The 14,352-nt window shown below is 61.5% G+C and carries 10 protein-coding genes; 2 read left to right on the forward strand and 8 right to left on the reverse strand.

Annotated elements, in window-relative coordinates; translation table 11 throughout:
* Together GX181_06885 and GX181_06890 are read left to right on the forward strand one after the other, a co-directional pair.
* Nucleotides 1–246 (forward strand): tryptophan synthase subunit beta (locus tag GX181_06885; protein NLM71666.1); only part of this gene is annotated, 246 nt, incomplete at its 5' end.
* Nucleotides 247–482: 236 nt separating this feature from the next.
* Nucleotides 483–1,859: a sel1 repeat family protein gene (locus GX181_06890; protein ID NLM71667.1), complete on the forward strand. Its 1,377-nt coding sequence runs from the start codon at nucleotides 483–485 to the stop codon at nucleotides 1,857–1,859.
* Nucleotides 1,860–1,937: 78 nt separating this feature from the next.
* On the opposite strand, the gene cpsB is transcribed toward GX181_06890, so the two are convergent.
* The 8 genes from cpsB to GX181_06930 form a co-directional block, all read right to left on the reverse strand.
* The gene (gene cpsB, locus GX181_06895) at nucleotides 1,938–3,035 is read right to left on the reverse strand and encodes a mannose-1-phosphate guanylyltransferase/mannose-6-phosphate isomerase (GenBank protein NLM71668.1); all 1,098 of its coding nucleotides are present in this window, start codon (nucleotides 3,033–3,035) and stop codon (nucleotides 1,938–1,940) included.
* 147 nt (nucleotides 3,036–3,182) lie between these two features.
* Nucleotides 3,183–4,577 carry a purine/pyrimidine permease gene (locus tag GX181_06900; protein ID NLM71669.1) on the reverse strand — a complete coding sequence of 465 codons (1,395 nt, stop codon included), beginning with the start codon at nucleotides 4,575–4,577 and terminating at the stop codon, nucleotides 3,183–3,185.
* Between the two features lie 386 nt (nucleotides 4,578–4,963).
* Entirely contained in the window at nucleotides 4,964–6,118 is a 1,155-nt protein-coding gene (locus tag GX181_06905; protein ID NLM71670.1) for an ABC transporter substrate-binding protein, read from the reverse strand.
* Nucleotides 6,119–6,330: 212 nt separating this feature from the next.
* Nucleotides 6,331–7,512, reverse strand: a complete 1,182-nt coding sequence (locus tag GX181_06910) for a F420-0--gamma-glutamyl ligase (GenBank protein ID NLM71671.1) — start codon at nucleotides 7,510–7,512, stop codon at nucleotides 6,331–6,333.
* A 102-nt stretch (nucleotides 7,513–7,614) separates the two neighbouring features.
* A complete protein-coding gene (locus GX181_06915) occupies nucleotides 7,615–8,697 on the reverse strand; it encodes an ABC transporter ATP-binding protein (GenBank protein NLM71672.1) in 1,083 nt (360 codons plus the stop codon).
* Nucleotides 8,688–10,349 carry an iron ABC transporter permease gene (locus GX181_06920; protein NLM71673.1) on the reverse strand — a complete coding sequence of 554 codons (1,662 nt, stop codon included), beginning with the start codon at nucleotides 10,347–10,349 and terminating at the stop codon, nucleotides 8,688–8,690. The genes GX181_06915 and GX181_06920 overlap by 10 nt, the downstream gene beginning before the upstream one ends.
* A gap of 83 nt (nucleotides 10,350–10,432) precedes the next feature.
* Nucleotides 10,433–13,492, reverse strand: coding sequence for an efflux RND transporter permease subunit (locus GX181_06925; protein ID NLM71674.1), 3,060 nt, complete (start codon nucleotides 13,490–13,492; stop codon nucleotides 10,433–10,435).
* Nucleotides 13,489–14,352 (reverse strand): efflux RND transporter periplasmic adaptor subunit (locus GX181_06930; GenBank protein NLM71675.1); only part of this gene is annotated, 864 nt, incomplete at its 5' end. The genes GX181_06925 and GX181_06930, both read right to left, overlap by 4 nt.

Raw genomic sequence — 14,352 nt, forward strand, 5'->3', positions numbered from 1 at the left:
GAGCACTCCTACCTCAAGGACACGGGAAGGGCTAAGTACGTCTCCGTGACCGACAAGGAGGCCCTGGATGCCTTCGCCCGGCTGAGCAGGAAGGAGGGCATCATCCCCGCGGTGGAGAGTAGCCATGCCCTGGCATACGCGATGAAGCGACTTCCGGAGATGCACAAAGACCAGATACTGATGGTGAACCTGTCCGGCAGGGGCGACAAGGACTTGGACACAGTGCTGCCCATGCTTGGACTGTAGGTGGACGAACGCGGCGCGGCCTGTCAGAAGCGACGACGACTGTCCCCTGTTCGTCATCCCGAGCGCGGCGAGGGATCGCGAGAACACAGCCGATACCCCGGTAAAACCAGCGCAATAGCGAGATGTTCATGATAGAATTATTACATTTCAGAATCGCGTTTGCAGCGCACGGTTGGACCGATCGTAGCTTGCATCTATTATCAAAAGAGAGGGTGTTGACAGTGTTCGCATTCAAGATGTTTACGTCGTTGCTTCTTTTGCTGGTACCGGGTGGGGAATTCTTCGCGTTGACACCGGCGGCGCTTCAAAGCTTTTTCGAGGGTGAGACCGCCGAGATGATCGGTCATGTCATGATGGAGCAATTGTACGACCTTGATCAACTGGTGGAAGAGCGCGGCTCGTTCACTCCGGGGAGCATCCTCGCGGGCGTGACGGCGGGCGAATTCGACCCGGAGGAGACGACCCTCGAGCAGAGGGCGAGAATGGGGGATATGTACGCCCAGAACGACCTCGGGTTGAAGTACAACCTGGGAGACGGCGTGCCACAGGACTATGCCGAGGCCGTAAAGTGGTACACCATGGCGGCGGAGCAGGGACTCGCGGTTGCCCAGACGAATCTGGCCTGGATGTACGAGAGCGGCAGCGGAGTCGCCAGGGACATGGCCCTAGCCGCGGAGTGGTACACAAGGGCGGCCGACCAGGGGCACTCCCGCGCCCAGAACAACCTAGGGGTTCTGTACGAGCACGGCAACGGAGTGGAACAGGACCTCTCGAATGCCGTCAAGCTATACAGGAGGGCCGCCGAGCAGGGAAACCTGAATGCCCAGACGAACCTCGCCTACATGTACGAGCACGGCAGGGGCGTGAAGCAGAACGACAGAAGGGCCGTGGAGTTGTACACTAAGGCGGCCGAGCTGGGGCACTCCCGCGCCCAGAACAACCTCGGGTTTCTGTACGAACACGGCAGGGGGGTCCGACGGAGCGAAAAGAAGGCCGCCGATTGGTATCGCAAGGCCGCGGAGCAGGGAAACCCCTATAGTCAGACCAACCTGGCATGGATGTACGAGAGCGGCAGCGGGGTTGAAAAGGACGAGTCGAAGGCGGTGGAGCTCTACCTGCTGGCGGCGGAGCAGGGGCACGCACGAGCCCAGACCAACCTGGCATGGATGTACCAGAACGGGACCGGCGTGGCCCAGAACGACGTCGAAGCTGTCAGGTGGTACAGGAGCGCCGCCGAGCAGGGAGACCTCAGGGGACAGTGCAACCTTGGATGGATGTACGAGAAGGGCAGGGGCGTGGAGCAGAGCGACGAGGAGGCCGTCAGGTGGTACAGGTCGGCCGCCGAGCAGGGGCACTCCACTGCGCAGGCCAACCTCGGCTGGATCTACATGAACGGCAAGGGCGTGGATAAGGATATCCAAGAGGCCCTTAGGTGGCTCGCAATGGCCGCCGACCAGGGCAACTCCTCCGCGATGTACAACATAGGCTGGCTGTGCGAGAACGGCGACGGGGTCGACAAGGACCTCAAAAGAGCGGTCAAGTGGTACCGAAGAGCGGTCGAGATGGGCGACAAGATGGCGATGGACGCGCTCGAAAGGCTCGGGGAGAAGTGACGTAGCGGGGGCCGTACAAGCCCGCTTGCGCTTCACCGGAGACGGTGTTTTTACGCGACTTGTGCGAAGGGCCGCCCTTCACTCTTTTCCGGCGTCCGTCCTCGTGCCGACCACCTCCGGAGCTCCGTCCCCTCTCAGCCGGTCCACCAGAAGGCGAACTTTCTGCGACTCGCCCCTGGGCGCGACAAGCACGGCATCGGGCGATTCGATTACAAGAAGGTCACTGATCCCCACCGCCGCGACCAGGCGACCTGTAGAGAGAAGGAGGGAGTTCACGCACCCCTCGGCGACTGTCCGCCCCATAACAGCGTTGCCCTCCCCGTCCCTCTCCAGGAAGTCGTACAGGGCGTCCCAGGAGCCTATGTCCGTCCAGGGCGACTCGAGCGGAACGAGGGCGATATTCTTGATCCGCTCCAGCACTGCGTAGTCCATCGAGATCGACGGCATGCTGGGGAAGACCTCGAGGAAGGCTCGGGCACCCGCCGGAAGGACCTCCGCCACGTCGGTCAGATGCTCGGTCAGCGCGTCCAACATTGCACCGACCGTGAACATCAGCATTCCGCCGTTCCAGAAATACCTTCCGTCTTCGACATACTCACGAGCTTTTTCGGGCCCCGGCTTCTCGACGAAGCACTCCACCTCGCGCCACTCTCCGCGTTCCATACCCGCCCGGATGTAGCCGAAGCCCGTATCCGGCCTGGAGGGAGGGATGCCGAACACGACTATCCTGCCTTCTCGAGCCGGCGAGGACGCCGCCAGGACCGCCTTCTCGAAGAGGGAGAGATCATCTATGACATGGTCGCTCGGGCAGACGAACACCAAACTCTCTCTTGTCGCGCCGCACTCCTCCATCAATCTCAGCAGCCCAAGGGCTATCGCCGGGGCCGTGTTCCTCGGGCACGGCTCCTCCACCACGAAGCTCTGCGGCAGCTCCTCCTCCAGCTCTCTAGCCTGCACAAGGGCGGTCGCGCCGAACCTTACCCCGGACAGCACCCTCGTTCGGGTCGGACCAGCAATGCGAAACACGCGTCGCAACGCGCCCTGATAGAGGCTCTCCGTGTCCAGCTTGAGAAACTGTTTCGGCCTGTCGTCCCTCGAGAGAGGCCAGAGCCGGGTTCCAGACCCGCCTGCAAGGACGAGACAGTAGGTATTCTTCAATGTAAAAACTCCGTTCATCTGATCTCGGGGGCGGCTGAAGGCCCCCGGTAACTAAAGTTTAGCATCAAAACAGGAGCATGACGACTCCAGTGGGCAATCCCGCGATGGCTAAAAAAAGGGCCCTCCACAATCGGAGGGCCCGAGTGTCTTGAAGCTCCGTCGCCCCTACTTCATCTCCACTCCTATGCCGCGCTCCTCGTCGGTACCGGGCACCAGCGAGTCGCCCAAGGCCGCACAGATCCCTGCCACCGCCATCGGGGTTTTAAGGATGGCCCAAGCCATGCCGCCGAGCGTCTGCATAACCTGGCTGTACTCAGCGCTCATGAAGAGCTCCTGGTTGTTCTCGATCCACCCCGGAAGGCCCAGGGCCATCAGGAAGGCGAAGCCGACAATAAGGACGTTGCGCTGGCTGCCCATGTCGGCGCGCATAAGGACCTGGATCCCGAGGGCGCCTATCGTGCCGAACAGGGCGATATAGGCCCCTCCGATGATCGGGGAAGGCATGGTCGCTACGAGAGCGCCGAACTTCGTGACAAAGCTCATAAGAATCAGGATGACCGCGCCCGTGCGCACCACCCAGCGGGAGGCTACGCCTGTGAGGCCTATCAGGCCGATGTTCTCCGTGTAGGAGGTGGTTCCCACCGATCCGAAAAGGCCGGATAGGACGCAATTGAGGCCCTCTGCGCCGATGCCTCGGCTGATAGTGGCCTCGTCCGGGTCGGGAAGCCCCGCAGCATAGGAGACCGAGTGGTAGTCGCCGATCGACTCTATCGTGACGGCGAAGAAGCCGGCGAGCAGCGCTCCGAACGCCAGGAGGCTGAACTTTGGTGCGCCCCAGGGCATGAAGATGTCAAGCCTGTACCAGGGAGAGGCGATGACGTTGGTCATGTCGATGTGCGCCGGGTGCCCCTGCGGGAACACCCCGGCCTTGGAAAGGCCGAAGCAGATGAGGTAGGTGATGACGATCGACGACAGTATGGCGAATATGTTGGCGTACTTGTTCTTGCTCACCAGACCGAAAAAGAAGACCAGGAAGACGACCAGCAGCGAGGCGGGCCAGTAGTTGGCCGCGTTGGCCTGGATGGCGGTCGGGGCCAGGGAGAAGCCTATCGCCATTATCGTCGGGCCTATCACGACCGGCGTTATGACCTTGCGGACGACTCCGATAAGGCCCGTGTAGCCTATAATCGACTGCAGGATGCCTCCGGCTATGAGGCCCCCTCCGATGTACTGCATAACTACGTTCGGCCCCATGGCGCCGTATGCTCCGATTATCGTCATTACCGACGGGATGAAGCTGAAGCTGGACCCCTGCACAATAGGCAGCCCCGACCCGAGTTTCGGGTGGGTCTGGATCAGGGTGCAGACGCCCATCCCGAAGTAGACGCACGATATGAGCATCGCAATCTGCCCCGGATCCATGCCCATCGCGGGCCCGAAGATCAGGGGGACGAGTGTCGTCGCACCGAACAGGGTGAGCACGTGTTGCGCCCCGGCGAGCACCATCACCGGAAACGCGGGGATATCGTCCACTCCGTAGACCAGCTGCCTCTTTGCCATTGTAAAAACCAGCCTCCTCACTTGAATTGTTGACGCACCAACTGTTATTGACCCAGGCTTGACGCCGTGAACAGGGCCACCGGACCTGCGCCTCACCCCCGTGTCTCGGCCCCGGGAATTCAAACCTCGGGTCAATATTACACCGGAAGCCGGAGTTTTGCACGGGGCTTTTCCAGGAGCGCAGGTTCAGGATCATAGCATCCACGGTGAAACCAGCCGGCGCGGAGACGCTCGTTCCAAGATGGAGGACGCGAACGCAGGGCATGGCCCGGCAAAGGAGCGGACAGCCCGGAAGGGAGTCCTCTCGGTCTCCGATCCGGGCTGTCCGCGTCGGCTGGGGCGTTGTTCACGCCCTTTTGTTGATCAGTTCTTCGAGACGAGTCCCCTTACGGCTTGATCCTCATCATGAAGACGGCCTTCTGCTTGTCGGTGTCGGCCCTAAGGATGATGCCCTCCTTGTCCTTCGGGTTGTGGAACTCGTCAATCGTGAGTGTGGCGTGCAGGAGCTCCAGATCCTTCGTCTCCTCGAGGGCGTCGCGGATCTTGACGGGATCGTCGCTGCCCGCGCGCTCGATGGCGTCCTTCGCCCAGTAGACGCAGTCGTACGCCATAACCGCGTTCATGAACTCCATGCACTCGGTGCCGGTCTGCTCCTCGTACTTGTTGAAGAAGTCCTCGAGCACCGGGTCGAACCGGTCGACGTGGCTGACCCAATAGGTCTCGCGCATCCCGTCCCCGGCTACCTCCCACATGAAGTCGCCGTAGCCGTCGCCGCCAACGATCGGCACCTCTATGCCAAGGTCGCGGGCCTGCTTGATCGCGAGCGGGAGGCACTTGCCCATCGTCGGGAATATGAGCACATCGGGGTCGGCCTCCTTGATGGTGGTAAGCTGCGCGCGGAAGTCTACGTCCTCCCCCCTGTGGCCCTCGTCCGCCACGATCTCCCCGCCGTACTCAAGGAAGGAGGCGATGAAGAACTCGCGAAGCCCGTGCGAGTAGTCGCTGGACACGTCATACAGCACCCCGGCCTTCTTCTTGCCGAGCTCCTTGGCCGCGAAGACCGCGATCATGCTGCCCTGGTAGGGATCGAGGAAGCATATCCTGAAGTTGTAGGGGCGGACATTGCCATCCTCGTCTACGGTGACGAGGGGGTTCGTCGGAAGGGTTCCCAGATGTGCCACCTTGCCGCGGTTGAACACAGGGGCGGCTGCGATGCAGAGGCCGCTTCCGCTGGGTCCGATGGCCACGCAGACCTTGTCCTGCTCGATCAGACGCCTGGCGGCGTTGACCATGTCCTCCTGCCGGGTGCGGCAGTCGTACATGATGACCTCAACGGGCCTGCCGAGTATTCCGCCGGCGGCGTTGATCTCATCGACGGCTATCTTGACACCTTCGACCTCAGCGACGCCGTAGGCCGCGAAGTCGCCCGTGACCGTTGCTATCTCGCCGATCTTGATCGGCTCTTCGGCCAGCGCCGGGGCCGCCATCAAGCACAGGACAAACAAGAGCGCCGAAAACTTCCAGACCTTACTGAAACTCATCATTTCTACCTCCCCATAGATTTTGTGATCTTGGTGCATGGAACAGTTACACCAGGGAAAAGGCGGACTAACCGCCGACCCTCCTTCGTTGAGATGAGCGAAAGGGTCGCAAAACACCCACTTTGTACTCATCAAAGTGTATGATACTACATCACGGCCATTTTCGCATCATGTTTTTAGCTATTTTTGGGGAAAAGAGTGTATACATTGAATCATTCGTCTAGGTACGAGTCGAAATAGCCGGATATATAGACGACAGGCGTTCCCTTGTCGCCCGACCCGGAAACCAGGTCGCAGAGGGAACCCAGCAGATCCGTCAGGCGGCGCGGCGTCGTGCCCAGTGCCGTCTTGGCGGACAGATCCATATCGTCCTTGTGAAGAATGGCCTCGCGAACCGCCTCGTCCGGAGACCTGTCGCCCGCGTTGTCGGCGACGTACTTGAACTTGATCTCCTTGGGAAGGCCCCTCAGCCCCTCCGTGAAACCGGGGGAGACCACCGGATCGGCCAGCTCCCAGATCCCGGCTGCCGGGTCCTTGAAGGCGCCGTCGCCGTAGACCAGGGCCTCTACTCGCCTGCCGGTCCTGGTGTACAGTTCGTCCGACAGGGCACGGGCGAAGGACGCGCTGTCCCTTGGGAAGAGCTTGAGGGACTCCTCGCTGCTGAAGTTCGCGCCCAGAAGGCCGTACTCCTCGTTGTACCCCGTTCCGTCGGTCCGGGGCGACGCGCAGAACTGTTCCAGGGTGAAGACCGTGGCGCCCGCCCTCTCCAGTATCTCCCTGTGGAGAGACCTGGCGTGGATGCCCGCGACTACTATCGTCCTGGAGAAGCGCAGGGCCGAGAGGGGGTTGTTCGCGAAGTGTATCTCGATCTTCTCCGGGTTCATGCCCTTGTAGTAGCTCACATAGTCCACCCCGGTGAAGGGGTGGGGATAGCGGCCGAAGACCTCGTCGTACTCCCTCTCCGAGAAGAGGTCGCCCTTGAGTTTTACGCTCTGTCGATAGAAGTTGCTTGGCTCTATGAGACGGTTGCCCACCTCGTCCGCCGGGTAGGAGAGCAGTATGTGCAGCCGGCCCCTCACCCCGCGCGACAGTGCCAGGAGTATCTGGCCGAAGCGGTTGCGGCTGAGAAGCGGAAAGGCCAAAGCGATGTCCCCCGCCGGGACCAGTCTTTCAACGTCCTCGGTGATATCGTCCAGCGTGACGAAGTTCCCCTGCGAGCGTGCAAGCAGGGACTCCGTGACGCCGACCACGTCTCCGTCCCGGAACTCGAACGGATCGCGCGACGACCTTGAAGCCCTCTCCAGCTCGTCGCACACGATCCTAACCAGGTCGTCCGACCGCTTGGTCAGCACGGGCAACCTTATTCCTCTTGCGGACACTCCGGTACAGCGCATATGCGCTTCATTCCTTCCGTCGTCGAATCGCCCGTCGAAAGCCGGGCGCGCTAGTCGGCACAGGCCGAGCGGCATAATAATAGCCTACATGCGGCACTGCGGTCAATCTTGGGCCTGAAGCGCGACCGCGGCCCTGGAGTCGAAGGATAGGCGGATCTCCTCCCCCTCGCGCCACATTCTCTTTCCGGGCACGAAGGGATCGAAGGCGACGACCGAGGCGCCCCCGGCGATCTCCACCGAGTACTCCATCCTCCCGCCGAGGAACGTCGCAGAGAGGATTCGGCCCTGCACTCCCCCCTCGTCGACCGGATTCAAACTCTCCGGGCGAACGACGACGGCGGCCATGTCCCCCTTGGAGAAAGACTCTCCCTTGGCCGCCCGGACGGGGAGCAGCCTCCCCGCGACGTCCACTGAGAGAGAGTTCCCTTCTACGGATGCCACGGTCCCCGACAGGATGTTGGCCTGTCCTATGAAGCCCGCGACGAAGAGCGACCGCGGGTCGCTGTAGATCTCCATCGGCGAACCGATCTGCTCCACCCTGCCCCTTCTCATTACAATTATTCTGTCGGACACGGTCAGGGCCTCGGCCTGGTCGTGCGTCACATAAAGACATGTCACGTCGAGGCTCCTCTGAATCCTGCGGATCTCGGCGCGCATGTGGATCCGAAGCTTCGCGTCCAGGTTCGACAGAGGCTCGTCCATCAGCAGCACGCGCGGCCGCAGGACCAGCACCCGCGCCAGCGCGACTCGCTGCTGTTCCCCTCCGGAGAGGCGATTCGGCAGGCGGCGCTCCGCCTTGGAGAGCCCGACCAGATCCAGTCCCTCGCGCACTTTCTCTCTTATGACGGACGTGGAGCAGCCCTTGACTCTCAGGCCGTAGGCGACGTTCTCGAAGACGCTCATATGAGGAAAGAGAGCGTAGTTCTGGAATACGAACCCTATGTCGCGCCTGTTGACAGGCACGTCCGTAACGTCCAGTCCATCGATCGCGATTCTGCCCCTCGTCGGCGTCTCGAAGCCTGCGACCATCCGCAGGGTCGTGGTCTTTCCGCAGCCCGACGGGCCCAGGAATGTGACCATCTCGCCCGGTTCGACCCTGAGGGATAGAGAGTCGACGGCCAAGACCTCCTCCTTGTCCTTTCTGAACGTCTTCGTGACGTCCGTCAGCTCCAGAGCTACCGCCACAGTCCAGCGCCTCCCTCTTCGGAGATTCGGCCCGCGGCGAGGCGGGTCAGCCCCGCCAGAACGGCGGCGGCTATATATACTATCAGTATCAGGATCACGGAGAAGGCGCACGCCTGAGCAAACTGGAGCTCTGTCATGCACTCGAGTATCCGTGTCGTAAGCAGGGTCCATCGTACCGAGACCAGGAAGACCGTGGCGCTTATCGCTGTCATGGAGTAGATGAATAGATATCGCATTCCCATGAGCACGGCCGGGATTATCAGTGGCACTGTCACTCGGAGGAAGGTCCGGGCCGAGCCCGCCCCCAGGCTTGCGGAGGCCTCCTCTATCGAGGGGTCGATCTGGTGAAGTGAGGCTATCACCGCTCTTATGCCCGCGGAGTGGTAACGGAATATGTAGGCCGCCACCAAGATCGTCAGAGTGCCGGTAAGCAGCAGCGGCCGCTGGTTGAACGCGATTATGTAGGCTATGCCCACGACCGTGCCGGGAAGGGCGTAGTTGAACATGGATACGAACTCCATCGCGCGCCTGCCGAGAAATCGCCTTCGCTGAACGAGGTATCCGGTGAGGACGGCGAGAAGACCGCCGAGCGGCGTGACCACCGCCGCTATTATGAGGGTGTCGGCTATCGCCTTTCTGCCGTGCGTCAAGACGTAGCGGAAGTTGTTCAGGGTCAGACTGTTGTCAACGCCCCAGACCTTGACCACCGCCCCCCAGAGTATCAACGAATACAGGTAGAGTATGAATGCGGTAAGAGAGAGGCACAGGGCGAGGATCAACCTCTCGACCGCCCTCCCCTTGCTCTTGAAGTCCGATCTGCTACCGCCCTTGCCCGACACAGTCACGTAGCTCTTCCCGCCCACCCAGAAGCGCTGAAGGAAGTAGACGGCCAAGGCCGGGAAGAGCAGCAGGAAGGAGAGGGATGCTCCGCCTCTCAGGTCGTACATGCCGGTGATCTGCAGGTAGGCCTGGGTCGGCAGTACGGGGAAGTTATGCCCCCCGAGCACCAGGGGGGTGGCGAAGTCCGCCAGCGAGCTTGCGAAGAGCAACAGGACGGAGTTGGCCATGCCGGGTATGGACAGAGGCAGGGTCACGGTGCGGAACACTCTGCCCGGCGATGCGCCGAGCGAGAGTCCTGCGTCCTCGAGGTTTGGATCCATCGCCGAGAGCACGGCCGCCAATGTCATGAAGGAGACCGGAAAGTAGGTCAGGGTCTCCGACAGCCAGGTGCCCCAGAAGCCGTAGAAGTTGATATTGCCCAGTCCGAGCATGTTAAGCAGTATTCCGTTGGGCCCGAGCGAGAGGGTCAGGGCTATGCTGCTGGTGAACGGCGGCGATATCAGGGGAAGGGTGGTCACGCCCCCGAGGAACCACTTCATCCAGGTCGGCATGGAGATCCGAGTGACGGCGAAGGCGTACATATAGCCCAGGAAGGTCCCGGTCACCGATACGGCCGTGGCCAGCCAGATGCTGTTCATGAAGGCGCTCCGGAAATACCTGCTTCCAAGCACCGCGGCCAGGTTGGAGAAGGAGAGGCGTCCGTCGGAGACGAACGCCGTCAGAAACAGCCTTAACGCCGGGTAAAGCACGAATACTGCCAGTGAGAGCCATATCGCCACCAGCGCAGGTACAAGGGCCGGGTCGCGCTTCATTGTTGACGTCCACGACTGCGCTCGCGGCGCTGGCGCGGAATTTTGTCTCATCGTTGCGGCCTCCTTGAAGGGCCGGTGAACCGCTAAGCCGCGGCGCGCCGGGCCGCCCGCCGCTCCCTGAAGTTCCAGTAGAGCGAGTACACAGCCGGTATGGCCAGAAGGGCGATTATACCGCCTGCGACCAGGCCTCCGATTGCGACGAAGGCTATCGGCTGACGGAAGACTCCTCCGTCCCCGGTGCCCGCCGCGAGGGGAACCATCGAGATCACCGCCGTGGCTATGGCCATGAAGAGCATCCTGAGGCGAATCTCGCAGGCCTTGGCCACCGCGACCGCCCCCGGCTCCCCTTCGTCGCGCCGCCTTATCTCGGCATAGTCGATGACCACGATGGAGTTGTTGACCACCAACCCCACCAGCATTATAAGGCCTATGAGGGCGAACATCGACACCGGCACTCCGGCCATGAGCATGGTCGGAATGACCCCGAGCGCGGCCAACGGCACCGACAGGGTTATGACGAAGGCATAGAACCACGACTCAAGTATCGCCGCGATTATGATGAAAGTCAAAGCCACGGCTATGAGAAGCGCCTTGCCCAACTCGGCGAAGTTCTCCGCCATGAACTCGGCCTCGCCCCCGAATCTCAACTCGTACCCGGGCGGAAGCTCCAACCCCGCTATCGCCTGTCTGGCCTTCTCTATCGCCTCTCCCGCCGAGATATAACGCACATCCGCACCCACGGTCACAGCCTTGCGGCGATCCTTGCGGACGATCTCGGTCGGGCCGTCGCGCCACTGCACGTCGGCGAACTCCTTCAGAGGCACCAGCCCGTACTCGGTCATGATCGGCAGCTCCGTAACCTTGAAGATATCCTTGGCGTACTCCGGGTTTATCCTCGCCTTGATGTCGTACTCGTACCCTCCCTGGCGGAACTTGCCCGCGTCCATCCCGACCAGGTATCCGTAAACGACCTGGGACAGGGTGGTCATATTTATCCCGAACTGGGATAGACGCCAGCGGACGGGCAGGATCTGAAGCTCCGGCTTTCCCATCTCGACGTCTATCTCCGCGTCGATTATTCCGGGGACGCCCGATATTCTGCTCTTGATATCCTGCGCTATACCGTACAGGGTCTCCAGATCCTCCCCGTTGATTATTATGGAGATCGGCTTCATTCCGCCCATACCTCCACGGTACCCGCTGACCGTGCCGTCCACTCCCGGCATCGAGTTGACGAAGGGGCGCAGCTCGTCCGCCATCTCGACCGTCGACGGGCGCTCCACGCCCTTCTTGAAGTAGGCCTCGATCGACGCCTTGTGCGTCCCCTGGTTTCGGCCGGACGCTCCCACGGTGGATACCACGAACTCGACCCCCGGCAGGGCGCTCATTCTATCCTCTATCTCCTTGGCTCGTGCCTGTGTCTCCTGGACAGGGGTGTTGCATGGCAGGGAGATCTCCACCGACATAGCTCCGCTGTCGGCGTTCGGCATGAACTCCATCCCCAGAAGCCCTCCTGCCTTGAAGACACCGAAAGTGAGGGCGAGGAAGAGGAGCACTGTCGCTAGCGGCCTGCGCAGGGCAGCCTTCAGAAGGAAGAGGAAGAGTCCCTCGAAGCCACTGTAGACCCAGTCCCACCATCCGCACAGTATTTGCCCGATGCGCGGAATTCCGGAATCCGGCTTGAAGCGGGCGGCCATCGACGGGGTGAGGGTCAGGGACACCCACAGAGAGAAAAGAGTGGCGTATACGATCGTCATGGCGTACTGGACCAGGAACTGCCCTGCGATTCCGCTCATTATCGCCACTGGCAGGAAGACGCCAAGGTTGGTCGCGGTGCCCGCGATGACGGAGAGCGAAATCTCCGCCGTCCCCCTCTCCGCTGCCTCCTCCGGCGAGTACCCCATGTCCCTGTACCTGAATATGTTCTCGATTATCAGGATGGCGTTGTTGACCAGCACTCCCATCGAGATGGCCAGCCCTAGGGAGCTCATTATGTTCATCGAGTACCCGTGCATGACCATTGGGGTGAAAGTCGCAAGGAGGGCCACCGGCATCGCGATGGCCACTATGAAGGTGGCCGAAAAGCGCTTGAGGAAGAGGTAGAGCACCAGCGAAGTCAGGAGAATGCCGACACCCATGTCGCGAAGTACGTTCGTGACTGTCGACTCCACGAACAGGGAGTCATCGTAGGCTATCTCGGCGGAGAAGTCGGGCATCGTCTTGAGCAGCTTGTCCAGCTCTTTCCTGAGCAGCTTGCCTGCCTTCACGACGTCGGAGTTCGGCCTCGCGCTTACGCGCAGCTGCACAACCGACTGGCCGTTCACGCGCGCGATCGAGCGCACGTCCTCCTCCGCGTCCACAATGCGACCCAGGTCGCGCAGGCGGACCGGGTTGCCGGACGGAGTGGGAATCATGATGTTCTCAAGATCCTCGACCTTGTCGAACTCGCCGACGAGGCGAAGCCACGTCTCGTCCTTCTCCTGGGTGATATATCCCGACGGATTGGTCACATTGTTCGCCGCGACCACCGCTGCCAGGGTCTGGATGTTGACCCTGTGCTCGCTGAGCGAGACCGGGTCGAGCAGGATACGTATCTGGCGAACACGACCTCCCGTGACGTCTGCGCGCCCCACCCCCTCTACCCTCGACAGGATGGGGACGATGGTGTCCTCTATAACTTTTCGGGCGTCTTTCTCCGGCAGATTGCTGGTGAAGGAAGCTATCAGGAAGGGGAAGGCGTTTATGTCGACCTTGGCGAAGATGGGCTCCTCCACGGCGGTCGGCAGCTTGTACCTCGCCACCTTCACCTTGTTGGAAATGTCGACCAGCGCCAGGTCTACGTCGACCTCCACCTTCATCTCCAGCAGCACCAAGGACATGCCTTCCGCAGAGTAGCTGGTGATCTTGTCCAGCCCCTCGAGGTCGGCGATCGCGTCCTCGATGGGCTTGGTGACCAGCCTCTCTATCTCGTTGGGGCTGGCCCCCCTGTAGACCGCCCGGACCAGGACTATGGGGATGTCAACCTTGGGAAGCAGTGCCACCGGTATCTTGTTGTAGCTGCTGATGCCAAGCAGCAGGAACACGAAGACCATCGCCCAGGTGAACACCGGGCGCTTGATGCTGAAGCGGATCAGGCCTCTCATGACTGCTTTTCGACCCCGTCCCCGGTTCCGTCCAGAGGCTTATCTCCCGTCGGCCCGTCATCCGCGATCTTCACAAGCGCTCCGTCGGAGAGCATGTTCCTACCCCTGATCACGAGGAGATCTCCCTCGTCAAGGCCCTCCAGTACTGCAACGGCGCCGTTCTGTCCTTCGCCTGCGACGATCTCCCTGAGCTTGGCCCTGCCGTCCTCGACCACGTAGACGGTGGCCCTGTCCTCCCTCCTCTGAACCACGTCGGAGGGGATGACGACGAGGTCCTTCTGCTTCTCGACCAAGAACCTGGCCTCTAGGTGAGTCCCCGGAAGCACCTCCAGCCCGTTCAGCCCTACCACCACCGCATACAAACCGGATCCAGGAGCGGCCTCCGGACTTATCCTCCTGATGGTCCCCATGGAGGACGCGCCGTCCGAGACGACCTCCACCGGCGTCTCCGGCGTCAGGCTCATTATGTCCCTGCGGGAGACCATGATCTCCGCCTCGAGGTCCTTGAGGTCTATGATCGTGAGCAGAGGCTTGTTCTCGCTCGCTACCTCGCCCGGCTCTATCGCTCGGGAGGCTATGATGCCATCTATGCTCGCCTTGAGCTGAGTGCGCGAGAGGGTCGACCGGGAAGCCTGAAGTCTGGCCTGCTCCCCCTTCATTCGAGAGTGAGCCTGCTCCACCTGGGCCTGGGAGACACCGCCCGACTTCTGAAGCTCCGAAAGACGCTTGTACTCCCTGACAGAATCCTCGTAGCTGGAGCGAAGAGCGGCCTCCTGAGCCCGCTGGTCCTGAGAGGAGAGGGTCAGCAGCACCTGCCCCGCCTTGACCCTGTCGCCTATCTTGACATGCACCTCCTGCAC

Source organism: Synergistaceae bacterium, from assembly GCA_012521675.1.
Lineage (GTDB): Bacteria > Synergistota > Synergistia > Synergistales > Aminobacteriaceae > JAAYLU01.

Bases quoted from the DNA above. Each gene is read 5' to 3' on its own strand.
- GX181_06890 (NLM71667.1), top strand. From the start codon at position 483: ATGTTTACGTCGTTGCTTCTTTTGCTGGTACCGGGTGGGGAATTCTTC.
- GX181_06905 (NLM71670.1), bottom strand. From the start codon at position 6,118: ATGAGTTTCAGTAAGGTCTGGAAGTTTTCGGCGCTCTTGTTTGTCCTG.
- GX181_06920 (NLM71673.1), bottom strand. From the start codon at position 10,349: ATGAAGCGCGACCCGGCCCTTGTACCTGCGCTGGTGGCGATATGGCTC.
- GX181_06925 (NLM71674.1), bottom strand. From the start codon at position 13,492: ATGAGAGGCCTGATCCGCTTCAGCATCAAGCGCCCGGTGTTCACCTGG.
- GX181_06910 (NLM71671.1), bottom strand. From the start codon at position 7,512: ATGCGCTGTACCGGAGTGTCCGCAAGAGGAATAAGGTTGCCCGTGCTG.
- GX181_06900 (NLM71669.1), bottom strand. From the start codon at position 4,577: ATGGCAAAGAGGCAGCTGGTCTACGGAGTGGACGATATCCCCGCGTTT.
- cpsB (NLM71668.1), bottom strand. From the start codon at position 3,035: ATGAACGGAGTTTTTACATTGAAGAATACCTACTGTCTCGTCCTTGCA.